This window comes from Amphritea sp. GJ51-11 (genome assembly GCF_055808735.1).
The window spans coordinates 2,492,054-2,516,229 of the sequence record NZ_CM147881.1 but is presented as its reverse complement, the minus strand read 5'-3'; the positions used below and the strand labels follow the sequence as shown (position 1 = coordinate 2,516,229).

23 protein-coding genes are annotated in these 24,176 nt (G+C 47.9%); 12 read left to right on the top strand and 11 right to left on the bottom strand.

Annotated elements, in window-relative coordinates:
• The first annotated feature begins 106 nt into the window (after window positions 1–106).
• Window positions 107–2,086 carry a DNA topoisomerase III gene (locus AC0L4K_RS11260; protein WP_473266169.1) on the top strand — a complete coding sequence of 660 codons (1,980 nt, stop codon included), beginning with the start codon at window positions 107–109 and terminating at the stop codon, window positions 2,084–2,086.
• 113 nt (window positions 2,087–2,199) lie between these two features.
• Here the strand turns inward: AC0L4K_RS11260 and AC0L4K_RS11255 are convergent, their stop codons facing one another.
• The 6 genes from AC0L4K_RS11255 to ahpC form a co-directional block, all read right to left on the bottom strand.
• Window positions 2,200–2,670, bottom strand: a complete 471-nt coding sequence (locus AC0L4K_RS11255) for a nucleoside triphosphate pyrophosphohydrolase family protein (RefSeq protein WP_417222306.1) — start codon at window positions 2,668–2,670, stop codon at window positions 2,200–2,202.
• Between the two features lie 132 nt (window positions 2,671–2,802).
• Complete coding sequence (locus tag AC0L4K_RS11250; RefSeq protein ID WP_473266168.1) at window positions 2,803–3,990, bottom strand: benzoate/H(+) symporter BenE family transporter; 1,188 nt, start codon at window positions 3,988–3,990, stop codon at window positions 2,803–2,805.
• A gap of 96 nt (window positions 3,991–4,086) precedes the next feature.
• Window positions 4,087–4,992: an AEC family transporter gene (locus tag AC0L4K_RS11245; RefSeq protein ID WP_473266165.1), complete on the bottom strand. Its 906-nt coding sequence runs from the start codon at window positions 4,990–4,992 to the stop codon at window positions 4,087–4,089.
• A 702-nt stretch (window positions 4,993–5,694) separates the two neighbouring features.
• Window positions 5,695–5,988 carry a hypothetical protein gene (locus tag AC0L4K_RS11240; protein WP_417222316.1) on the bottom strand — a complete coding sequence of 98 codons (294 nt, stop codon included), beginning with the start codon at window positions 5,986–5,988 and terminating at the stop codon, window positions 5,695–5,697.
• 327 nt (window positions 5,989–6,315) lie between these two features.
• Entirely contained in the window at window positions 6,316–7,878 is a 1,563-nt protein-coding gene (ahpF, locus tag AC0L4K_RS11235; RefSeq protein WP_473266163.1) for an alkyl hydroperoxide reductase subunit F, read from the bottom strand.
• 175 nt (window positions 7,879–8,053) lie between these two features.
• A complete protein-coding gene (gene ahpC / locus AC0L4K_RS11230; RefSeq protein WP_126158103.1) occupies window positions 8,054–8,611 on the bottom strand; it encodes an alkyl hydroperoxide reductase subunit C in 558 nt (185 codons plus the stop codon).
• A gap of 215 nt (window positions 8,612–8,826) precedes the next feature.
• On the opposite strand from ahpC, the gene AC0L4K_RS11225 reads away from it, so the two are divergent.
• Entirely contained in the window at window positions 8,827–9,045 is a 219-nt protein-coding gene (locus AC0L4K_RS11225) for an SDR family oxidoreductase (protein ID WP_473266162.1), read from the top strand.
• Here AC0L4K_RS11225 and AC0L4K_RS11220 read toward each other — a convergent pair.
• Entirely contained in the window at window positions 9,031–9,870 is an 840-nt protein-coding gene (locus tag AC0L4K_RS11220) for a class III extradiol dioxygenase subunit beta (RefSeq protein WP_473266160.1), read from the bottom strand. The two genes, AC0L4K_RS11225 and AC0L4K_RS11220, sit on opposite strands and share 15 nt — an antisense overlap.
• A 2-nt stretch (window positions 9,871–9,872) precedes the next feature.
• Entirely contained in the window at window positions 9,873–10,277 is a 405-nt protein-coding gene (gene ligA / locus AC0L4K_RS11215; protein WP_417222326.1) for a protocatechuate 4,5-dioxygenase subunit alpha, read from the bottom strand.
• A gap of 658 nt (window positions 10,278–10,935) precedes the next feature.
• Between ligA and AC0L4K_RS11210 the strand changes: the two genes are divergently transcribed.
• The 9 genes from AC0L4K_RS11210 (at window position 10,936) to AC0L4K_RS11170 (ending at window position 20,454) form a co-directional block, all read left to right on the top strand.
• Entirely contained in the window at window positions 10,936–12,489 is a 1,554-nt protein-coding gene (locus AC0L4K_RS11210) for an ABC transporter substrate-binding protein (RefSeq protein WP_473266159.1), read from the top strand.
• Window positions 12,490–12,643: 154 nt separating this feature from the next.
• Entirely contained in the window at window positions 12,644–13,618 is a 975-nt protein-coding gene (locus AC0L4K_RS11205; RefSeq protein WP_473266157.1) for an ABC transporter permease, read from the top strand.
• Entirely contained in the window at window positions 13,618–14,568 is a 951-nt protein-coding gene (locus AC0L4K_RS11200) for an ABC transporter permease (protein ID WP_473266155.1), read from the top strand. The genes AC0L4K_RS11205 and AC0L4K_RS11200 overlap by 1 nt, the downstream gene beginning before the upstream one ends.
• Before the next feature lie 3 nt (window positions 14,569–14,571).
• On the top strand, window positions 14,572–15,564 hold the full coding sequence (locus AC0L4K_RS11195; protein ID WP_473266153.1) for an ABC transporter ATP-binding protein: 993 nt from the start codon (window positions 14,572–14,574) through the stop codon (window positions 15,562–15,564).
• Window positions 15,564–16,586, top strand: coding sequence for an ABC transporter ATP-binding protein (locus tag AC0L4K_RS11190; protein WP_473266151.1), 1,023 nt, complete (start codon window positions 15,564–15,566; stop codon window positions 16,584–16,586). Before AC0L4K_RS11195 ends, AC0L4K_RS11190 begins: the two co-directional genes overlap by 1 nt.
• Window positions 16,587–16,685: 99 nt before the next feature.
• Window positions 16,686–17,822, top strand: a complete 1,137-nt coding sequence (locus AC0L4K_RS11185; protein ID WP_473266150.1) for a M14 family metallopeptidase — start codon at window positions 16,686–16,688, stop codon at window positions 17,820–17,822.
• Between the two features lie 57 nt (window positions 17,823–17,879).
• A complete protein-coding gene (locus AC0L4K_RS11180) occupies window positions 17,880–18,827 on the top strand; it encodes a LysR family transcriptional regulator (RefSeq protein ID WP_473266148.1) in 948 nt (315 codons plus the stop codon).
• The gene (gene pepQ, locus AC0L4K_RS11175) at window positions 18,827–20,149 is read left to right on the top strand and encodes a Xaa-Pro dipeptidase (RefSeq protein ID WP_473266146.1); all 1,323 of its coding nucleotides are present in this window, start codon (window positions 18,827–18,829) and stop codon (window positions 20,147–20,149) included. The genes AC0L4K_RS11180 and pepQ overlap by 1 nt, the downstream gene beginning before the upstream one ends.
• 98 nt (window positions 20,150–20,247) lie before the next feature.
• Window positions 20,248–20,454 (top strand): hypothetical protein, encoded by a 207-nt coding sequence (locus AC0L4K_RS11170; RefSeq protein ID WP_417222350.1) that lies wholly within the window; start codon window positions 20,248–20,250, stop codon window positions 20,452–20,454.
• Window positions 20,455–20,541: 87 nt separating this feature from the next.
• On the opposite strand, the gene AC0L4K_RS11165 is transcribed toward AC0L4K_RS11170, so the two are convergent.
• Complete coding sequence (locus AC0L4K_RS11165; protein WP_473266144.1) at window positions 20,542–21,786, bottom strand: DNA/RNA non-specific endonuclease; 1,245 nt, start codon at window positions 21,784–21,786, stop codon at window positions 20,542–20,544.
• A gap of 211 nt (window positions 21,787–21,997) precedes the next feature.
• On the opposite strand from AC0L4K_RS11165, the gene AC0L4K_RS11160 reads away from it, so the two are divergent.
• Window positions 21,998–22,327, top strand: a complete 330-nt coding sequence (locus AC0L4K_RS11160; RefSeq protein WP_417222354.1) for a YegP family protein — start codon at window positions 21,998–22,000, stop codon at window positions 22,325–22,327.
• A 223-nt stretch (window positions 22,328–22,550) separates the two neighbouring features.
• On the opposite strand, the gene trpB is transcribed toward AC0L4K_RS11160, so the two are convergent.
• Window positions 22,551–23,753 carry a tryptophan synthase subunit beta gene (gene trpB, locus AC0L4K_RS11155; RefSeq protein WP_473266142.1) on the bottom strand — a complete coding sequence of 401 codons (1,203 nt, stop codon included), beginning with the start codon at window positions 23,751–23,753 and terminating at the stop codon, window positions 22,551–22,553.
• A 172-nt stretch (window positions 23,754–23,925) separates the two neighbouring features.
• Entirely contained in the window at window positions 23,926–24,174 is a 249-nt protein-coding gene (locus tag AC0L4K_RS11150) for a hypothetical protein (RefSeq protein WP_417222357.1), read from the bottom strand.
• Window positions 24,175–24,176 lie beyond the last annotated feature (2 nt).

Here is a 24,176-nt window from a genome sequence, read left to right as displayed (position 1 = left end):
TCGAGGCTTAAAAAAGCAGCGAAGGCTGCTTTTTTTGTGCCTGTCGCTAGCGTCATCGATCAAATTGGGATAACTTGTCTGTATATTTAACCAGTACTTTTTAACCATGATTCTATACATAGCAGAAAAGCCCAGCCTTGCCCGCGCCATCGCGGATGTGTTGCCGAAACCCCATAAAAAACAGGATGGTTTTATTGAGCTAGGTAATGGTGATTGTGTCAGTTGGTGCTTAGGGCACCTGCTCGAATTGGCTGATCCGGCGGACTACAACCCAGATTTTAAACCCTGGCGCTTTGAGCATCTGCCGATTATCCCGGCGGAGTGGAAGCTAAAGCCGCGCACTAAAACCCGTTCTCAGTTAACGGTGTTGCGGCGTTTAATCCGGCAATCAAAACAGTTGGTTCACGCTGGCGATCCTGACCGGGAGGGCCAGTTGCTGGTGGATGAGGTGATTAACTACCTCGGTGCGAGTGAAACAAAGAAACGCACTGCCCAGCGCGTCTTGATCAGTGACCTTAACCCTAAAGCCGTTAGTGCAGCGCTACATAATTTAAAAGCTAACTCTGAATTTATACCGTTATCTGTTTCAGCATTGGCGCGCTCTCGCGCGGATTGGATTTACGGCATCAATATGACCCGCGCCTACAGTATTCAGGGGCGTAAAGCGGGTTATCAGGGGGTGCTGTCGGTGGGGCGGGTGCAGACTCCCTTATTGGGCTTGGTTGTGCGGCGTGATGCTGAGATTGATAACTTTGTCTCAAAGCCCTTTTACGAGGTGCAAGCGGTAATAGAAACAGAAGCGGGAGAGCGTTTTAATGCCAAATGGAAACCGAGTGAAAACTGTCAGCCTTATCAGGATGAGGAAGGGCGAGTATTAAACCGTAAACTGGCGGAAACGGTGATCAACCGGATCAAAGGTCAACCGGCAGAGTTACTGAGCCTGACGCAAAAACGTAAGCGTGAAAATGCCCCGTTACCTTTTAGCTTGTCTAGCTTACAGATAGAAGCGGCTAAACGTTTTGGCATGAGCGCCAAAGCGGTATTGGATAGCTGCCAGACATTGTATGAACGCCATAAATTGTTAACCTACCCGCGTTCTGATTGCCGGTATCTGCCGGAAGATCATTTTGCTCAGGCGGGGGACGTGATCGCAAGCATCATGAGCAATCAGCAAAGCCTTGCTGAACATTTGCCACAAATTGATGCTAGTCGGCGTTCCGCTGCCTGGAACAATAAGAAAGTCAGTGCTCACCATGCGATTATTCCCACTACTCGTCAGGCAAATCTGGCTTCGCTGAGTGATGCTGAACGTAAGCTCTACATCTTAGTGAGTCGTTATTATCTGGCGCAGTTTATGTCGCCTTATGAATATGATGATACTCGGGTTGATCTGCGTATTGCTGGTGGCCAGTTTATTGCCAGTGCGCATCAGACCAAGCGCCTTGGCTGGAAACCTTTGCTGTCCGATGCGGCAGAAAAACACAGTAGCCTACCGGTCTTGCGGGAGGGGCAGTCATTAACCTGTGTTGATGGGGTGTTGGATGAAAAAAATACCCAGCCGCCTAAATACTTCACCGACGCAACTTTGTTAGCCGCGATGACTGGCATTGGCCGTTATGTTACCGATCCGGAGATTCGTAAAGTATTAAAAGAAACGGATGGTCTAGGCACCGAAGCAACACGTGCGGGGATTATCGAACTGCTGTTCACTCGAGGCTTTCTTAGCCGTGAAGGTAAAGCCATACGCTCTACTGAGGTTGGCCGGGCGCTGATCAACTGTTTACCCGAAAGTGCGACGACTCCGGATATGACCGCTGTATGGGAAGCAGAGCTAGGTCGAGTGTGTCAGCAAGAGGCGAGCTATAATAGTTTTATGCAACCGCTGACGGAGCGGCTAAAAGAGTTGATTGCTCAGTCATCCCAAGTGGTTATTCCGGATACGCTCAAGGCCCTCAGTCCTAAACCCAAGCCAAAGCGACGTACCAGCCGAACGGGCACACGTAAACCGGCCAATGGGACTAAGCGCGGGCCAGCGAAAACTAAAAAACCGAGTAAGCCGAGAAAAACAGCGACCCGCAAAGCATAATTGACCTGCGACTGTTAGCCGTGAACGGATATTAAAAACGGTGCCATGGGCACCGTTTGAGTGAGCTTGCGGAATGTGCGTTTGACCGAATGGCTAAAGAGGTAAGAGGGTTGTCAGACCAGTTTAGGCTCATGCCAGTTGATGCATTTAAGAAACTTATGGCCGGGGTAGAATTTGCCATCTTTACCGGTTTGATCTTCTGCCGATTTGATAAAGGCTTCGGGTAGCTCGCCTCCACGGTAAACATTCAGACCTACTTCGGTGCGATAGTAGGCCAGTGTTTGCTCGACTTCATCTTCTGTTTTACACAGTTTTGATAGGTTGCTGGCCTGTACCGCTGACATATCAGTATCGGCATCGATGCCAAGGATATGCGCCATACCGTAGGTAACCACAAGGATGTCCGCTACCGCATCACGTACTTCAGACATATCTTTATTGTTAATCCCCTCCACCAGTTCAGCTAGCTCTTCCTGAATCAGATGCAGTTGTTTGCCCGCTTTTTCCCAGTCGGGGTTCTGCAGATCGCCCTTCAGATTACCAAAGACCGTGTTTAGATAAGATACGTCGGTGAAATTACTCATGATGCTTTGTATACCGTGACAGTTATAAACGGCCTATATGATGACGGTTTAAGCGCTGAATCGCAATTTCGAATCGGCTTTGTTATCTATATAGCGGTCATATGGGCCTGCTGACACTGGGTTCACGTAACGTTATTTTCGTTGTTTTAAGCCGCTTGTAAATCCAAATGGCTGGTACAGCACAAGATAGCTGATCAAACCAATAATAACACCCCAAAAAGCCGCGCCAATACCGAGGTAGTTCATACCTGAGGCGGTGACGATAAAGGTGATCAATGATGCTTCAAAGTGAGTGGTTTCCTGTGCGGCGCCGAGTAGATTACTGGAGATCGCGCCGAGCAACGCCAATCCGGCGAGTACTGCGACAAAGTGATCAGGTAGGGCGGTAAATAACGCAATGATGGTGCCGGAAAAGGTCGCGCCGATTAGATAAAACACACCATTGGCGATGCCGGCAACATAGCGCTTAGAGTGATCGGGGTGTGCATCTTTACCGGTACACAGTGCTGCCGTTATGGCCGCAATGGCGGTCGTGATCCCCCCAAACAATGCGGTGATGAGCGAGATGCCGCCGGTACAGAGAAAGATAGGCCTGGCCGGCGTATTAAACCCCGAGGCTTTGAGGATGGCAAAGCCCGGTAAAAACTGTCCGCTCAGGCTCACAATCACCAAGGGTAAGGCAAGGCTAAGGGTTGCACTGAAGGTGAATTCAGGGGCGATAAAGATCGGTACCGTAAGGTTGAATGACACCGACTGCAGATTCGTTTCACCCAGAGCGATGGCTCCGAGGAGGCCGATGCCTAGCAGCAGAAGCAGGCAGTATTTGGGCAGCAGTCGACGAAAAATAAGGTAGCTACTGATCATCAGAATGCTCAGTTCCGGCATGACCTCGATGGAGAGGAAGGCATTCACACCAAACTGAAATAGGATACCCGCTAGCATGGCATAGGTTATGCCTCGAGGGATGATATTCATAATACGGTCGAAGTAGCCGGAAAAGCCGATCATGATCAGTATGACCGCCGCCGTAATATATGCCCCCACCGCTTCATTTAGTGAAAGTTCGGGAAATAGAGTGATCAGCAAGGCGGTGCCCGGTGCAGACCAAGCGGTAATGATCGGAGCCTTAAACCAGATGCTAAGAAAAATGCCGGATACGGCCGCGCCCATGGAAACGGCCCAAACCCAGGAGGAGATCATCTCGCTGGAGATATCGGCACTCAGTGCGGCTTGGTAGAAAATAACCAAAGGCCCGGAATAGGAGATCAACACAGCCAGTAAGCCCGCCGTAACCGCTGATATTGAAAGGTCTTTTCGCATGAGGGGAACGCTTCCGGTTATTTTATTATTGTTGGTTGTGCTGAGTATACCGCAAGGTGGCGATGCACTCCTGAGCGCTTATTGACGTTCTGCTTGTCAGGCCAATGCCGCCAATGAGATTAGGCTGAATAGCGTGGTCAAAACCAGTAACTGGGCAATACGTTGGGTATGTATGCCATACAGCATCCCAAAAGAGAATACTGCGGTGGTGATCGGCCCAGCGGAACTGAGCATATAGAGGCTGCTATCTTGCGTTTGTGGGGCAAAGAAGGACAGGGTGAGCCAAACAAAGAGTGGCAACACAATTAGTTTCAGTCCGGTAAACAGCCAGACGATTTTATCTGGATGCAGTGATATTTGTGACAGCACCACGCCCAGTGCCAGTAGCGCAAGGGGGGCTGCGGCTTTGCCATTAAAACTAATGAAGGTTGCTATCGCATCGGGGAGTTGTATTTGAAGAAGGTTTAGCAGTAACCCTACTGCGATGGCAATAATCAGCGGCAAACGTGCCACAATGCTAATAACGCGGCCTAATGAGGGGCGCTCTGGGCGGGTCAGTTCGAGGGCAAACAAGGTGCCGGTAAATAACAAAATGGTATCCAAGGTCACAATGGCAATGATCGCGGTAGTATTTTCACTGCCGAACAGGAATTGACTGATGGGTAGTACCAGAAACACATTGTTGACGAAGACGCAGCCGACTGACATCAAAACGGCTTCCTGTTTTTCCAACCCAAGCTTGCGCCCTAACCAGAATGCCAGCGTTATCAGTACGGCCTCAGCCGACAGGTAAGCGCATAGCGGTGCGAGACTAAACTGCTCAATCGGCGCATTGCTGACCAAGCCTAAGACGAGGATGGGGAGAAAAACAGCGGTCGCGACCCAGTTAATGCTCTTTGCCTGCTCATCACTGAGTTTTTTACAGCGGCCTAAATAAAACCCTAACGCCAAAATGGCAAAAACCGGTAATACCGGGTTAATCAGCACCGCTAACATCTGCATCGGTTGTCTCTTTTCATTGTTATTTTTATCAATGTGCATGCACATCAAGGCGCCAGCTTAAGGGGGAAGGGCGTGCGGCTGCACCCATGATATATGTGTAACTTTATGATCTAAAGCCGTTTTGTGGGTATTTTTTTAGTTGTAGGCAGTAGCGTGAAGTGTGGGGGAGTCTCTCAGGTCAATATCATAACGATCCTATTGGCTGTACTGGTCGTTGTGAATGTCAGTAAAATATGACGAAAGACCTGTGTGATCGATATACATTGTCGATGTGAAAAAGTGGCCGTGGTTGGACGGTAGCTTTTTAGACTAGCTGAATGTAACGCCGCTGGCGCTTTAATTAGTGACGTATCAAGTAATCAAACGCCCCAAGGAATCTGTTTTATGGGGCTCCTATCTGATCTCTATGATGGAAACGCCGATCAGTATCGGTCTGATTCTTCATGGTTTAACCCACGGTCAGCTATCTGTTTCTTTAACCTATCGGGTAATCGTGATGAAGTGTTCTGTGGGGAGATTGCTATCTCAATTATGAACCAAGCACTTGGAAGACGGAATATCTGGTTAAGGCCATTTTCTATCATTATAGGGTATTGAATGAGCGCTTTTTAAGTGTGCTGACCCGAGTGAAAAGAGCACGTAGTTCTTAGTTCGAAACGATTGTGTCGTTTGCTTGAGGGACGCGACTCGATCGAAAATTCTTTATTCTGTTTTAAAATCATAACGGTTAGCATTCGGGTCACCTTGCTTCATCTTAACGCTGGGTGAACGCACAGAATTCACCTTCTTGACAGCATGACTGCCTTGAACGGAGGTCCCGCTACCACTTGCACTGGGAGCAATCGGTGCTTTTTCATCACAGTGTGGGTGGCACAGTGCGGATTTCTTGATGATGATATCAATGCCTGGGATGGGATCATCGCCGCCAATTGCCAGAGCTGTCGATGAAAATGCGATAGAGATCGCGATGCTAGATAGTAGTAATTTAAGTTTCATGCATGTCCCTATTGTGATTTATATTGCGAGAGCTGAGTGTTCACTCCCTCGTTACTGTTCAGAGTATATAGCATGGATGAATGGAACCTTAAAACAACCTTGTAATGCGAATGCCGCAAGTTCTTTACCGCTGTATCACACGTCACTCGGGCTCGACGGGACTCGCTTGCAAAAGCCAGAGCATGCCACCCGTCATCGATAGGGCTGTAATGAACAATCTGATGGCTATATCACGCTATTGTTCAGGCATAAGGAAGATGGAAAAGCCACCGCTGTTGGGCGGTGGCTTTTTAGATGAATTGAATGCAACGCCGGTTGACGCTTTGATTACTGACGGATCAAGTAATCAAACGCCTCGAGGGCAGCGGTTGCACCGGCGCCCATGGAGATAATGATCTGCTTGAACGGTACGGTGGTGACATCACCAGCAGCAAACACGCCGGGCATACTGGTTTGGCCACGGTTGTCGATGACTATCTCTCCTCGGTTGCTCAGTTCGATAGTGCTTTTCAAAAAGTCGCTGTTGGGCACTAAACCGATCTGGACGAAAATACCGTCTACATTGACAATGTGGCTTTCGTCGGTGGTGCGATCCATATACGTAAGGCCAGTGACCTTATTGCCATCCCCCAGTACTTCGGTGGTCATCGCCTCTTTAATGATGGTGATGTTAGGCAGTGATTCTGCTTTTTTCACCAGCACCGCATCGGCCCGTAAGATGTCGGAAAACTCCAATACCGTTACGTGTTCAACGATGCCTGCGAGATCAATTGCGGCTTCTATGCCGGAGTTGCCGCCACCAATGACGGCTACCGGTTTGCCTTTAAATAGCGGGCCATCACAGTGCGGACAAAAGGCAACCCCTTTCGTTTTATATTGTTCTTCGCCGGGGACGTTCATTTTGCGCCAGCGGGCTCCGGTCGCTAAAATAACGGATTTAGCGGTTAAGATGGCACCGTTCTCCAGTTCAACCTGTTTGATCTGTTGGCCATCAGGCTCGGTTATATCTCGGATATCGACGGCACGCTGGTTCGTCATCACATCGATGTCATACTCTTTGACGTGCTCTTCTAGCCCTGCGACCAGCCGAGGCCCCTCGGTTGCCTTAACCGAAATAAAGTTCTCGATAGCCATGGTATCCATCACCTGACCACCAAAACGATCAGCGACAATACCGGTACGAATGCCTTTACGGGCGGCGTAAATCGCGGCGGATGCGCCGGCGGGGCCACCACCGACGACCAGCACATCAAAAGGGGCTTTAGCGGCAAGCGCTGCGGCTTGTTTCTCATCGGCACTATCATCGACTTTGTTAATAATCTCTTCTAAGGTCATGCGGCCATTGCCAAAGGGCTGGCCGTTTAACATCAGTGTTGGCACCGCCATGATACCGAGCTCTTCCACTTCTTGTGGGAAGACACCACCATCGATCATGGTTGCGTTGATATTCGGGTTCAGTATCGCCATCAGGTTAATTGCCTGAACTACATCGGGGCAGTTGTGGCATGACAGCGAGATGTAGACTTCAAAATTAAGCGGCTTAGTCAGGCTTTTTGCCTGCGCCTGTAGCGCTTCACTTTCTTTACTCGGGTAGCCACTGGCTTGTAGCAGGGCTAACACTAACGAGGTGAACTCATGCCCCATCGGCACACCGGCAAAGGTGACCCTAGCGACTTCTCCTTTAGGGGCAATCGCCATGCGGGGTACGCGGCCTGAATCATCGGTTTTGATGTTTAGGCTTATGTTAGCTGATAGCTCAGCGATCTCTTTGGCGAGTGATTCCAGCTCGTTTGATTTTGGAGTTTCGTTTACAGACACCGTCAACTCAATCGGACTATCGATTTTCTGAAGGTAGGTGCCCAGTTGTTGTTTCATGTTGCTGTCTAACATAAATCACCATCCGGATTGAATTGAGTTAAAAGGTATTGAGTGGTCGGTCAAACCCCCACCATCAACACTTTTAAGAAGCGTGATGGTGGGTGTCTTTATTCGGCGATGGGGTAGCCTATAGATGGGGTAGCCTATAGATGGGGTAGCCTATAAAAGGCCCGTCATCGCTGGTGGATCAGATTTTGCCGACGAGATCCAATGATGGCGCCAATGTCGCTTCACCTTCTTTCCATTTTGCTGGGCAAACTTCACCTGGGTGAGCTGCAACATATTGTGCGGCTTTGATTTTGCGCATCAGGTCGTCAGCATCACGGCCAATACCTTCTGCAGTGATTTCCATCGCTTGAATCACTCCTTCTGGATCGATCAAGAAGGTTGCACGATCCGCAAGGCCTTGGCCTTCACGCAGTACACCAAAGTTGTTAGTAATAGTGGCAGTCTGATCACCAACCATGTAGTAGTTGATGGTGCCGATGGCTTCAGAAGTGTCGTGCCAAGCTTTGTGGCAGAAGTGCGTGTCGGTAGAGACAGAGAACACTTCAACACCCATTTTTTTCAGTTCTTCATATTTGCTACCAAGGTCTTCTAGTTCGGTAGGGCAGACAAAGGTGAAGTCAGCAGGGTAGAAGAAAAATACGGCCCATTTACCGAGTACATCGGCTTCAGTGATATCGACGAATTCGCCCTGTTTGAACGCTGTAGCTGAGAAAGGTTTGATAGTTGTGTTGATCATGATAGTCACTCCAGTGAATAATGTGTTTGGGAACGAGATCTATGATGCATCACCGGGGTGTATAGGTTAAATTGATTGTATTTAAAAAGTTAATAGTCAATACCAATCGAATTTAAGTTAAGCGACTTTGATGAGGGAGAGCAGAAGAGAATGCAAATGCATTGATGGCTTGCTCTGAGTGGGGGAGCGTTTAACAAGGGATACGGACCAATGTCGTGGCCCGCAATAGCACACCAGCTGAGCAAGCCAGTGCTATTCTATTTTTAGCCTCAGATGAAGCCGCTTACATTACAGGTATTGTCTTGCCTGTGGGCGGGGGGATCAGGGGTAATACTCAGAGTGTCAAACGAGGGTTCTCAGACCATAGCGATGATGGCCTGAGAACAAATCAAAAGTACAAACTTGACGATGGGGCTAGATTACTCTGGTTTTAAAACCAGATGACCCACGGCAGTGTTTGAACCTGGTACGTGATAGTGGCGGTGTAACGGTTTAACATGATCGCCCAATGCGCCACGCATAATCAGCCACATAACCATCTCAATACCTTCAGAGCCTGCTTCACGCAGATATTCGATGTGAGGCATCTCTCTTAGGCGTTGGGGGTTGGCGGTCAGATCATCTAGGTAGGCGTTATCAAATGCTTGGTTAATTAGTCCTGCCCGTGGCCCTTGTAGCTGGTGGCTCATGCCACCGGTTCCCCAAATTTGTACATTGAGGTCTTCAGGGAAACTCTCTACGGCGCGGGCAATGGCCTCACCTAACATCCAGCAGCGATTGCCTGTTGGTGGCGGGTATTGCACAACATTAACGGCAATTGGTACAACTTTAACCGGCCAAGCATCAGGCTGGCCAAACATCAGTGACATCGGTACGGTCAGGCCATGATCAACATCCATTTTATTAATAATGGTCAGATCGAATTCATCTAAGATGCAGGACTGGGCAATGTGCCATGCTAGATCAGGTTCGCCAACGACCGGTGGTACTGGTCTTGGGCCCCAACCTTCATCCGCCGACTGATACTCTTCAGCGCAGCCGATAGCGAAGGTCGGGATTATATCCATCGAGAAGGCGGACGCATGGTCGTTATACACCAGAATAACGACATCGGGTTTCTCGTCTTTTAGCCACTGCTTGGTCCAGTCATAGCCTGCAAACAGGGGTTGCCAATAGGCCTCTTCGGTTTTGCCGTTATCGATGGCCGCGCCAATGGCGGGGACATGACTACTGGCGATGCCTGCGGTAATTCTTGCCATGATTAATTTCCATCCTTTATTGAGCGCAGGCCTTCTGGCGAGCGGCCGCCGGCGATCATCATTGCTTGGTAGTCTTCTGGGGTCATGCCGGTCATGGTGCCGACCGCTTGTAAGAAGCTTAAGCCATCGGTTGAAAATACCTTGGCTAAAAAGTAGATGTTGCCGCCTTCATCGAGGGCTGCATTGTAATCACGATTAAGAATGGTCTGTTTCTGAGCTTCAGTCATTGCCCATTCATCGAGGTAGGCTCGCTCATCCGCTTTAAAGCGTTCGCGGTTTTCCGGTGTCATCAGACTCATGCAAAACTGATTTAGCCAATAGCCTTTCCGGCCTCTTTGGGCGGTATACACCCGGGTACCGGGTATGTCTTCAAACTCGGCAAGATACTCATGAATTGATTGTTTCATTATAATTTTCTCATTTTTCACAGCGATAGAACGTGCATCGCTCGCCCAAACAACTCATTGTCGCGAGGCGATTAATCAAAGCGCTAAACGAATTTCTTCCTCACTCTAGAGGTCTCCCCGAAGGTAGTCAGATAGCTAAAACGATGGATGGAAAGAGTATAGGGTATCGAAAAGGCTAACCCAATAAACAGAAAGGCCGTATATGGCATGTCAATCATTCAATTTTTGCGCCGGGCTATAAGTAATCAGCTTTGCTTGAACCATCCCTGTGCTTTATCCCGTTTTGATACAGTACTGCAGAGCTTAGTCCGTCGATGATTAAGGCCTAAAGGCGACACAATTGTGGCTAGATTATCGCTGTCATTCATGCCCAAAAGTGCACTACTAAATCTCATTTTATGAGGGTTGTGATCGGTTGGTTATCAGTGAAATACCAATGTAGTTTTGATGTTACTTTTATTTTTCGATCTTTATTTCTGTGTCAAAGTGCTGAGTTATTATTTTAATTTACTTTAAAAACAATTGATTAAATGGCTATTTAGATTGTGTATAGGCCCACTTGTAATCTCAATTGGTATGCTGACAGCGTTCCGGTAGTCTGGTTTGAGTCCTAATGACTATGAAGACCCTAACAAAAACATTAACAAGGGATACCGAGATGAAAAAGACCTCTTTGCTATTTGCAGGTGTCGCACTTGCGTTAAATATAGCCAGTGCTCAGGCTGCTACGTTAAGAATGGCCTATGATGCAGACCCTGTTTCTCTTGACCCATATGAACAGCTTTCAGGCGGTACGCTGCAGCTTTCTCATATGACCTATGACCCATTAGTTCGTTGGGATAGGGATTTAGGCTTTGAGCCGCGTTTGGCGGAAAAGTGGGAACGTATTGACGATAACACCATGCGTTTCCATCTGCGTAAAGGCGTTAAGTTCCACAGCGGAAATACGCTCTCGACAAAAGATATTGAATTTACCTTTAAACGCTTACAAGACTCCCCAGACTTTAAAGGTGTGTTTGCGCCGTTCAGAGCTCTCAATGTTATCGATGATTACACTTTTGATTTAGTCACCGCTAAGCCATTCCCGCTCGTCCTCAATAACATGACCTATCTGTTCCCGATGGATAGCGTTTTCTTCTCTGGTGAAGATGCTAATGGTAAGCCAAAAGACTTGCTCGTTAAGCATGGTGATTCGTTTGCCTCACGGACTATTTCGGGTACCGGACCGTTCACGGTTTCTTATCGCGAGCAGGGGGTAAAAGTTGAGTTTGCGCGTAACCCGAATTACTGGGATACCAATTCCCCGGGTAACGTTGATAAGATTGTCTTCACACCGATCAAAGAAGCGCCGACCCGGGTAGCGGCTCTGCTGGCAGGAGATGTCGATTTTATCGCCCCAGTGCCACCGACGGATCATAAGCGTATTGAAAGCAGTGATAATGTTGATTTGGTCACCATGAGTGGCACACGCATCATTACCTTTCAGATGAACCAAGAGCGCAATGAAGCCTTTAAAGATGTACGCGTTCGTCAAGCGGTTAACTATGCGATCAACCAAGAGGGCATCGTTAAGAAAATCATGAAGGGGTTTGCGACGCCTGCGGCACAGTTCTCTCCTAAGGGCTATTTAGGTTATAACCCTGCCTTAACGCCACGTTATGACCTTAAAAAAGCGAAAGCGTTGATGGCCGAAGCGGGCTATAGCGATGGTTTCTCAGTCACCATGATGGCACCTAATAACCGTTATGTGAATGATGAGAAAATTGCTCAGGCGGTGGTGTCTATGTTGGCAAAAATCAACATCAAGGTGGATTTGAAAACCATGCCAAAAGCACAATACTGGCCTGCCTTTGATGAGCGTGCTGCTGATATGATGATGATTGGTTGGCATTCAGATACTGAAGATACCAACAACTTCTTTGAGTTTTTGTCTGCCTGTGCCAATAAAGAAACAGGTGCTGGACAATACAACAGTGGTAACTACTGCAATCCTAAAGTCGATGCGATGATGGCTGAAGCGAATGCAATGACTGACTCGGTCAAACGTGCCAGCTTGATGCAAGCGATGGAAAAAGCCGTCTATGACGATGCTGGCTTTGTGCCACTGCATTGGCAGAACCTCAGCTGGGGTGCGCGTAAAGGTGTTGATATTGCGCCTATTGTTAACGGCATGAACTTCCCCTATATCGGTGACCTTGTCATCAAAGAGTAACGCGCTTTAGTTTAAACCTCGCGTTTTGTAATGCCTGTTTACAGCTTTATGTATTCAGGCATTACTATAGCCTTTGGGGAGCGTTGCCCCCCTAAAATAATAAGCAGATAACCTGGCGTTGGAACAACAACGCCAAACCCTAAGGCTGATCATCATGATTGCGTTTTTTGTAAAACGGTTTTTTCAAGCGGTTGTTGTGATGTTTGTCATCAGCCTTATTAGTTTTTCTATTCAGGATAACTTAGGTGATCCTCTGAGAGAGCTAGTAGGGCAATCCGTATCAGAAGAGGAACGCCAAGCGTTGCGTGAAGAGATGGGCTTAAATGATCCCTTTCTGGTGCAATATCTGCGTTTCGCTAAAAAAGCAGTGCAGGGTGACCTTGGTGATTCCTATTTTTTCAAGAAACCCGCGTTTGACGTGATTATGAAAAAACTACCGGCGACATTGGAGTTAGTCTTTGGCGCCACCATTATTATCATTCTTTTTTCAGTACCGATTGGTGTGTATTCTGCGATAAACCCCCAGAGTTGGTTTTCAAAAACAGTGATGGGCTTGAGCATCGTCGGTATATCGATTCCGGTATTCTTGACGGCAATAGGGCTTATTTACCTGTTTGCCATTGAGTTGAACTGGCTGCCCTCCTATGGGCGTGGTGAAACCTCCAACCAGTTAGGTTGGGAAACCGGCTTTTTGACGGTCGACGGTTTAAAACACCTGATATTGCCGAGTTTCACCTTAGCATCCATTATGTTGCCGCTGTTTATTCGCCTGATTCGTTCAGAAATGATGGAAGTGTTGCAGTCTGAATATGTGAAGTTTGCTTGGGCTAAGGGGATCTCCCCAAGACGTATCTACTTTGTACATGCGCTCAAAAATACCATGTTGCCGGTTATTACAGTGGGCGGCGTGCAGATAGGTACCATGGTGGCTTACACCATTTTGACCGAAACGGTTTTCCAATGGCCAGGTATGGGCTTTTTGTTTCTTGAAGCGGTGAATCGCGTCGATACGCCATTGATTGTGGCTTATTTGATAGTGGTGGGTGCCATCTTTGTTGTGACCAATACCTTGGTTGATCTTATTTATGGTTTGGTTAATCCGACCGTTAAGCTGGCAGGTAAAAAATAATGTCTGATTCTAGTTTAAAGATGGAACAGCCGCCGACCGCTTTACAGCGTTTTAAAGCATCGCACTTTTGGCATAGTTTTAAAATTGACCGGGTCGCCCAGCTAAGTTTTTTGATTTTTTTAGCCTATGTGGTACTGGCTGTCTCCGCTTCATTGATCGCACCGTATGATCCATACGATGCCTCTCAAATTGATATTATGAATTCAGAAATACCGCCTAGTTGGCAAGAGGAAGGTGAAAGCGACTTTCTTCTGGGCACCGACGCGCAGGGCCGGGATATGCTGTCGACCATTCTCTATGGCACACGGGTGTCCTTGATGATTGGGCTTTGTGCGGTGGCGTTGCAAGCACTGTTGGGGATTGTTATCGGCTTGACGGCGGGTTATATCGGCGGGCGGGTCGATAGTTTCTTGATGCGTATCGCCGATATTCAGCTGTCTTTCTCGACGCTCATGGTCGCTATTATTGTGTTGGCGGTGTTTCAGGCAACCTTCGGTACCGAACTGTATCAACAACTGGCCATGATCATGTTGATTTTGGTGATCGGTATTGCTGAGTGGCCGCAATATGCACGTACGATTCGTGCTTCGGTGTTAGCCGAGAAAAAGAAAGAATATGTCGATGCGGCGCGGGTGATGGGCTTTGGGCGGCTAAGAATCATGTTTCGCCATATTCTACCGAATACGTTGTCGCCTATTCTGGTGATCTCGACCGTGCAGATCGCCAATGCGATTATCTCGGAAGCTTCATTATCTTTCTTGGGGCTGGGTATGCCGGTGTCGCAGCCTTCGCTGGGGTCGCTGATTTCGAGTGGCTTTGAGTATATTTTTTCTGGTGTGTGGTGGATTACCGTTATTCCCGGTGTTGTGCTGATTGTGCTTGTCCTCGTTATGAATCTGCTCGGCGACTGGATGCGCGATGTTCTTAACCCAAAACTGTATAAGGGGTAACGCATGCCGTTGTTAGAAGTTAATAACTTAGAAGTCTGCTTTGGCCTGCGTAGTGGTGCGGTTAAAGCATTGCGCGATGTCAGTTTTACGCTGCAGCGCGGTGGACGTCTGGGTGTGGTGGGTGAATCCGGTGCGGGTAAATCAGTACTGGGTTTCTCGATTATCAATCTGTTATCACGCCCCGGCCATATTTCATCCGGCAGTGTGCATTTTGAAGGCAAAGATCTAGCAAGTTTAGCCCCAGAAGAGCTACGTTCCATTCGTGGTAACCGTATCTCGATGATTTTTCAAGACCCGATGATGACCCTCAATCCGGTGCTGACCATCGGGGTACAGATGGTCGAGTGTCTTTTAGCGCATCGCAAAATCTCGAAGGCGGATGCTAAACGTATCGCCCTGAAGAAATTGCAGCAGGTGCAGATCCCCTCACCGGAAAAACGTTTGGATCAATACCCCCATGAACTCTCTGGTGGGATGCGTCAACGTATTGTCATTGCCATCGGTTTGTTGCTTGACCCCGATATCATTATTGCCGATGAGCCAACGACGGCGCTGGACGTTACCATCCAAGCGGAAATTATGGATTTGATGCTGAATCTGTGTGAGCAAAATAATGTGGCATTGATCCTCATTACCCATGACTTGGGCGTTGTTTCGCAGGTAACTCAGCGTATGTTGGTGATGTATGCTGGGCGTATTATCGAGCAGGGGCCGACGAAAGAGATCATCAATGATGCACAGCACCCCTATACGCAAGGGCTTATGAATGCCTTGCCGCAAATGGCGCTGCCGGGGCAGAAACTGAATCAGATTAAGGGCACGATGCCGTCTTTACAGCGTATTCCTAAGGGATGTTCGTTTAACCCTCGGTGTGAATATGTCATGGATATCTGCAAACAAGCACTGCCGTCTTTCACTCAGTCGGGTAACTGTCAGGTTGCTTGCCATATGGTGGCTGAGCCTATGCAAGATAAATTGCTGATTAAAGAGGTCTGATGATGGCAGAGCAAGCTAATTCACTGGTACAGATCCGAGATTTATATAAACGTTTTTCTATCTCTGGCGATTTGCTAGACCAATTGCAGTTTAAAGGTGGCAAGTTAACCCGTCATCGAGAGTATGTGCATGCCATCAATGGGGTTTCACTTGATGTGATGAAGGGCGAAGCCCTATGTGTGGTCGGCGAGTCTGGGTGTGGTAAATCAACGGTTGCCAGAACGGTGATGGGGTTACTCTCGCCGACCGCTGGGCAGATCGCGTATCGAGGCGAGCGTATTGATAACTTGAGCGATAAGCAGATGTTGCCTTATCGTAAAAAGATGCAGATGATTTTTCAGAATCCCTATGCCTCGTTGAATCCGCGGATGACCATTGTCGAAACCTTGCAAGAGCCGATTAAGTTTCATAACCCGTCGATGACCCGCGGTGAGATTCAGGACAAAATCGCCGAGGTGATGTTATCGGTTGGAGTTGACCCTAGTTGGGGAGAGCGTTACTCCCATGAGTTCTCGGGTGGCCAGCGGCAGCGTATCAGTATTGCCCGTGCATTAGCGGTTAACCCTGAGTTTATCGTGGCCGATGAGCCTATTTCAGCGTTGGATGTGTCAATTCAGGCGCAGGTTTTGAACCTGATGATGGATGCACAGGAACAGCGTAATTTAACCTATCTGTTTATTACCCATGACCTTTCGGTCGTTGAGCATTTTGGTACCCGTGTGGCGGTGATGTACTTAGGTACATTGTGTGAGCTGGCATCGACTAAACAGCTATTTTCTAGCCCTCGTCATCCCTATACACAGGCGTTGATGTCGGCTATTCCGCGTTTAGAAGATGACCGCCCCGACTACATTAAGCTAAGCGGTGAAGTCCCCACGCCCGTTAACTTGCCTTCTGGCTGTGTGTTTCATGGCCGTTGTCCCCATGCTAATGAGCGCTGCAAGCGGGAAATTCCCGTGCTTACCCTGCTTGATGATGGTACTCAGGTAGCTTGCCATGGTGTCGAAGAGGATCGTCTTTAAATGGGGCGCTTAAGCCGATAAAGTAGCGATAATGACGTTTAAATATCGCGCTACTTGTTTTTAAAAAATTGTTATAACCCTTTTTATATAGGCATGAGCATGCTCAAGATCAGCAGCCAGTTTGATGCGGGCAATATCGAGGTTGTCGAAGCTTCATCGTTACAAAATATTCAGCTTAGCATTCGCAAAGATCAGCATTCTGACTTTTTTCAGTGGTTCTATTTTCGCGTGCAAGGCGGTCAAGGTGAAGCGCTGAGAATGCGTCTAGTGAATGCTGGTGAGGCGGCTTATCCCGATGGTTGGGATGATTATAAAGCGGTGGCTTCTTATGATCGTCAAACCTGGTTCCGGGTGCCGACCGTCTATGAAAATGGTGAATTGATCATTGAGCATACACCAGATCAAAACAGTATTTATTATGCGTATTTTGCCCCTTATAGCTTTGAACAGCATCTTGATTTAATCGCTGCGGCGCAGCAGTCTTGGCGCTGTGAGGTTGTCGATATTGGCAGTACAATAGATGGTCGAGATATTAATCTGTTGCGTATAGCGCCCGATGAATCAGCCGCTGACCATCGAATGAATATCTGGATAACGGCACGCCAGCATCCAGGCGAAACCATGGCAGAGTGGTTTGTCGAAGGGGTGTTAGAGCGTTTGCTTGACGAAGACGATGCACTGGTCAATTGGTTATTAGAGCGTTGTGTTTTTTGGCTGGTGCCGAATATGAATCCTGATGGCTCTGTTCGAGGGCACCTGCGTACTAACGCTGCCGGCGCTAACCTCAACCGAGAATGGCAAACACCGAGCTTAGAAAAAAGCCCTGAAATTTTATTTGTCAGAGATCAGATGATGGTTCATGGTGTCGATCTGTTCCTTGATATTCATGGTGATGAAGCGTTACCGTGTAATTTCATTGCTGGGCAAGCAGGCGCGCCCGATGTGACGGATAAAATCTTAGCTGAAGAAGCGCAGTTTGTTGCAGAGCTTTGTCGTGTTAACCCAGATTTCCAAATGGACCGGGGATATGAGCCCGGCAAGTTTGGCCCAGAGACCCTGACGGTGGGTTCATTTTGGGTTGGCCACCATTTTAAGTGCCCAGCGATGACGATAGAGATGCCGTTTAAGGATTACGATAAACGTCCAGACCCTGTTTATGGTTGGTCTCCTGAACGTTCTCGAAAACTGGGTGCGTCTATATTGCATCCCATTCAAGATTGGCTGGCGACGCGCTAATAACATTAGGGATAGGGATAGGGATGTGGGGTGGATAATGTTCGGAGCATATAGCGCATGGAACTGAGGTGGCTCGATGATTTTATCGCCTTGGCTCGTACACGCCATTTCTCACGAGCAGCGGAGGAATGCAATGTCACTCAGCCAACCTTGAGTCGTCGCATTAAGTTGCTTGAGGATGAGATGGGGGTCACACTGATTGATCGAAATACCCTGCCATTGAGCTTAACGCCCGCCGGTGAGGTGTTTCTATCAGGCGCTGAGAATATGTCGCGTATTGCACGCGAGACCAAATCGCAATGCCGAGAAATACGCAAACAAGTCGAAAGCCGTTTGCGGTTTGCCACCACCCAAACCCTGTATTTGCTATTTTATCGCAACTGGTTAATGCCGGCTTCTGAGCGGCACAGCACGCCTGTAGATTTGAACCTGAATTCAACCTCTTGGGCCGCCAGTGATTTTGTCACCGCTCTAACACAGGGGCAGTGCGATCTGGTGTTGTGTTACTGGCATCCATTGACCCATGTATTTCAAGAGCTGGAAGGGCCGGAATTTGAACACATCGTCGTCTGTGAGGAGGAGTTAGTGCCGGTTACAGGATTAGGGGAGGATAATCAGCCTCTGTTTCAGCTACCGGGCAGCTCCCGTAATCCGCTTCCTTATATCAACTATCACGCTAGCTCATATTTAAGGCCATTGGTTGATCATTCGCTATTGCAGGTAGAGCAGCAGCCTCATCTAGTGACGATTAATGAAAATATGCACTCGGTGAATGTTAAAGCGATGGTAAAAGAGGGCTTTGGTGTGGGGTGGTTGCTGAAGCGTCTGGTGAATGAGAGCTTGGCGTATAACAGCCTTGCCTTGGCAGGGGATGAACAATGGAATATCCCGTTACAAATTCGTTTATACCGTTTAAAAAATAGCCACCGTACAACGCTCGATTCTTTTTGGCGAAAGCTGAGTGAAGAGCTAGAAACCGATGGTCTTATAGAGGTGCCGAATTAATGACAGAGTTTCTGTTTAAAGATCACTTAGCGATTCTGCAACAACGCAGTGCCGATCTATTAGCGCAAGAGGCGCTGGATGCCCTGCTGATTCACTCAGGCAGGAGTAAAAACTACTTTCTCGATGACTATGCCCCAGCGTTTAAGCCCAATCCACACTTTGTACACTGGATGCCGTTTCTAACCGAACATCCCGAATGTTGGCTGCTCATCAAACCCGGTAGTAAGCCGAGTTTATATATCTACTCGCCGGATGATTTTTGGCATATGACCGCATCAACGCCCACGGACTTTTGGTGTGAGCTATTTGATGTGCAGTTATATACGGACCGCGCCGCTCAGATAAAGCAGATGAAGGTCAAGGGTGAGGTTGCTTTGATCGCTGAAAATTATATCGAGTTTTTACAGTGCAAGGTGCAGCATAATCCCGAAGCATTGATGCACGCCTTGCACTATCGACGCGCCGAGAAAACGGCATGGGAGCAGCACTGCATTCGTGAAGCTAACGCTATCGCCGTTAAAGGGCATCGTTCTACTCAGCGTGGTTTCTTAGCAGGATTGAGTGAGTTTGAATTGCACCAAGGTTATCTGAGTGCCACGGTTCATCTTGAAAAAGAGTTACCGTACAGCAATATCGTCGGCCTTAATGAACATGCTGCGGTATTGCATTATCAGTATAAAGATCGTGTTGCTCCCCCACAGATGCGTACTTTATTGGTTGATGGAGGGGCGGTATATCACGGTTATGTCGCCGATATTACCCGCACGGTAAGCCAAGGTAATCAGGACTTTCAAGCGTTGTTGTCTGCGATGGATCAAGCACAACAGGCGCTGATTGAAACCATTAAGCCGGGTATCTCGTTTGTTACGCTCCATGAAACGATGCATCAGCAGCTGTTTTTGATGCTGTCTGATGCCGGCATTGTTAAGCATAATTCGCTGCTCAGTCCTTTTGATCAACTGATCATCACCCGCACTTTTTATCCGCATGGATTAGGCCATTTATTAGGCATACAGGTGCATGATATCGGTGGTTGGCAGCAGGACAAGCATGGCCTAATGGCCGCACCGCCGGAGCCGCATCCCTTTTTACGCTTAACGCGAACGCTGACTGAAAATATGGTCGTGACGATTGAGCCGGGCTTATATTTTATTCCCTTACTGCTGGAGCAGTTGAAAGCTACCGCGCTAGCCAATCACATCAACTGGGCGTTAGTAAACCAACTGATACCTTGGGGAGGCATTCGTGTTGAAGATAATGTCTGCGTGACGGCTAATGGGGTCGAGAACTATACTCGTGATGCTTTTAATGGATTAAATTAACAGCGTATCAAAACCTTAAAAAAGCCGCGCCAAAGAGCAGCAAAAAAGCACAGCACTAAAGCTTTGCACAAAAGCGTGGCACAAAAGAGTAGAGGGTTATGGCAACTGACAATAAGGCCGATCATCCAACCGATGATAGTTTTAGCTATGATGACGAGCAACGGCACAAACAGGTTGATGATCCGTTAGCCGCCATTAAAAAAATGCGTTTAGAGCAGTTGGCGGTATGTCGCCTAAAAACAGAGAAAGAGCTGCAAGCGATGCAAGACAAAGCTAACAAGAGTCAGGGTAAAACCTCGAGCTAAAGCGTTGTTATCGCAAATTATCGCAAAGGGTGGGGCATTATTGATTCCCCAGCCCTGAGCGCTGTGTATTGATTGGTGTCGGTCGGTTCAGATATTGAGGGTATCCCGTGGGCTTAGAAAGAGCACCGGTTTGCCTTTTGCTACCATCTCTTCTGTGTAGTTGACCCAGTCAATTCTGGCGCCCTGTTGATCATACAATTTGATAATATCACCCTTATTGGACAGCCTTAATGGCGATAGCTTTCTCAGTATAACGGAGCAGCCCGGTTGTAAGAGGGTGTTATCAATTAGGCTGGTTAAAGGGATGCTTCTATCTGAGTTATCCGCGAGTTGCCAGCCGGCAAGGTCAATCTCTGTTGCGCCAAGATTTATCAAGCTAACCCATTCATGACCCGAATCAGTTCCGACGGGGTCAACTAATGCGGCACAGATGAAAATATCACAAATATCATCATGAACCGTTTGCCGAGTTTGTCCTTTGGCTAGGATATCGGCGGGTTTAGCTATTTCAATATTCTCTGGAAAATGACTGACATTCTCTTCAGCGGTGACATGATCGCCGGTGTAATACAATGGGTTGGCTTGATAAATTCGGTTATCGAAACGTAAACCGGTTAGCGCCTCAATCTCACTCACGGTCACTTGATAGTGTTGGTTATTGTAACGGGACCGTCCTTTTTTATCGCTCAGGGCCTCTTCATCTTGATAAATAATAAAGGCACGTACGTCGAGGCTATTGGTGTTTTTATTGATGAAACAAACAATCTTAAAAAAGCCGGCGGGAATTAACGCGGTTTCTCTACCTGAAGGTCTTACCGTCCTATCGTTTGCGCCGTAAAAAGGTCCCGAGAATGAGGTGATTTTGCCATCGGTATCAAGATCGAGATCGAAAACCCAATCCTCTAAACCGCGCCACTCATCTCGGTTGAGGTTTTCATGCTGTAAACAACTGTTTGAGTAGTAGAAGGTTTCATTTGCCGCATATTGAGCATCTCTGGCGGTTTCGCCCTGTGCTGCCGAGGTTCTTTTGGCCATGTGGCCTTTATCCCACGGATTACTCGCGTAATAAGCGTTATCCAATTGGTGACTGAAACCAATACGATTATCTATTTTCCAGGCATCCGAGCGAGTGGTATTTTTCAGGTTACTTTGATCAATATTGAGGCAGACGATCACGGCTGATCGCTTTACTTGGGCACTATTCATAATGATTGAATAGTTGGGGTAGTCGAATACTTTGCCCACATCCAGCACTTCTTGGGATAGCTCTGTTGAGAATGTGGGTAGCGGTAAGACGATGCCTTTCAGAAAATCTTGACGGTAACCTTGCATCGGGCTCTCCCTAGACGTTATTTCCAGCGCTACAGTTTAAGCGCATAAAAAGCCTAGCCGTTGTTGGAGAAAGAGCAACGTTAAACTCGCTATAGACTAATGATTGATCAATTTTTGGCTGTTTTTTACACATTATCATCAGAACTGAGCTATACCGAATGACTCGTACTGACGAAATGCTAAATAACGATAAAGGGTAAGGAGTGTGGATATGGCTGCAAAATTTGAGATATATGAAGATAAAGCGGGTGAGTTTAGGTTTCGTTTAAAGGCGGGGAATGGCGAAAACATCGGTGCTTCTGAAGGCTATAAGGCTAAAGCGAGCGCCAAAAATGGTGTTGAATCCGTCAGGAAAAATTCGGTGTTGCCAGAACGGTTTACGGTATTTGAAGGAAAGAGTGGTAAGTGGTACTTCAATCTTAAAGCCGGCAATCATGAAATCATTATGACCAGTCAAGGGTATACAACGGAAGCGGGGGCTAAGTCTGGCACTGAAGCGGTCACTCGTGCTGCGCCAGAGGCCGAAGCGGTAAGTGTCTAAAGGGTATTTTAATCAGCGGACATAAGGGCCTTTAACAGCCCTTTTTTTGTGCCCACTACTTAGCAGGTCTATATACTCATAAAAGATTTTAGCGACTTCATCTTTAGCATCCACTATACCGCTACAGCCTACAACAGCGGTTGTATGTAGAAGGGCTAAATGTAGAAGGACTAAAAAACGGCTACAGGCGTAACCGTTTATGTTTTAGGGTATCTTTCTAAAGTTACAATCCTAGCTTCTCAGCCACGTAGTCAGCGTCTTTATCACCACGGCCGGATAGGTTAACCAGAATGGTTTTATCTTTGCCAAGCTTCGGTGCTTCACGCATCGCCCAAGCGACCGCGTGGGCGCTTTCCAGTGCCGGAATGATACCTTCCACTTGGGAGAGAGTCATAAAGGCATTGAGGCATTCGTCATCGGTGACGGATTGGTACTCAACCCGTTCGATATCTTTCAGATAGCAGTGTTGTGGGCCGACACCGGGGTAATCGAGACCCGATGCGATGGAGTGAACCGGCAGCGGCTCGCCATTCTCATCCTGTAGAACATAGCATTTGAATCCGTGGATTTCGCCGGGTGTGCCTAGTGTTAAGGTAGCGGAGTGGTCTTTGGTATCCAGTCCTTTCCCTGCAGGCTCGACGCCGACGATTTTAACATCATCATCGTCTAAGAACGCGGTAAACAGACCCATCGCATTGGAGCCACCACCGACACAGGCGGTGATAATGTCCGGGTTTTTGCCATGCCTGTCGTTAAACTGCTGACGCGCTTCGCGGCCAATAATGCTTTGGAAATCACGTACCATTTTCGGGAACGGGTGCGGGCCAACCACGGAGCCGATGGCATAGATGAACTCTTCCGGGTTTTTCAGATATTCTTCAAAGGCGCTATCGACTGCATCTTTGAGGGTGGCAGTACCACGGGTAACGGGCACCAGTTTACAGCCGAGGATCTTCATCTTGGTGACATTAGGGTGTTCTTTCTCAATATCGACCTGACCCATATGGATTTCACAGGGGATGCCCACTAAAGCACAAGCCGTCGCGAGGGCAACACCGTGTTGGCCAGCACCGGTTTCGGCAATGACTTTCTTTTTGCCCATGAACTTGGCCAGTAGCGCTTCACCTAAGCAATGGTTAATTTTGTGCGCCCCGGTGTGGTTGAGATCTTCACGTTTAAGATAGATCTGTGCGCCGCCGAGCTGTTCGCTTAGACGTTTCGCATGATAGACCGGGCTTGGGCGACCCACATAATCCTGATTGAGTTGTATCAACTCGGTTTGAAATGATTCTGTATGACGGATCTCTTCGTAAGCCCGATCGATATCATCCATCACTTTTTTCAGTTCTGGGGGAAGTATCTGGCCACCGTAATGACCAAAGAATCCCTCTTTGTCGGGCATCGGGGCAAAATCAAACTTACTCATAGGACCTCTCTTAGTGCATCCGCAACGGCGCTATAACGTGATACCGTCAGTGACGAATAACTGAAATGTTTGTAATGTTTTTGCAACAAGAGAAGAAATATATCGCTGCAGCCAGTGGATGCCAACTGTTCGGGGCAATTATTTGCCTAATAGCGGGGTGTTGTGCAGAGGATTAGCCGAAATCGAGTTCGATCTGCTGCTCTTTGGTGGCGGTTTTTTTAAAGCCGAGGGCTTTCTGGCGACGACTGATCTCACGCAGTTGCGCCCGCGCTTCATGATAGCAATGAAAAATGGTGTGATTGATCGCATCTTTGTTATTCTGGCTGTTGCTCCAGGATTCGCTCAGCACCCAGTCCCCCATCAGATCCTGATAGAGTCGGACAATAAAATAATCCTGATGCTTGCGCCAACGAATAATCAAAA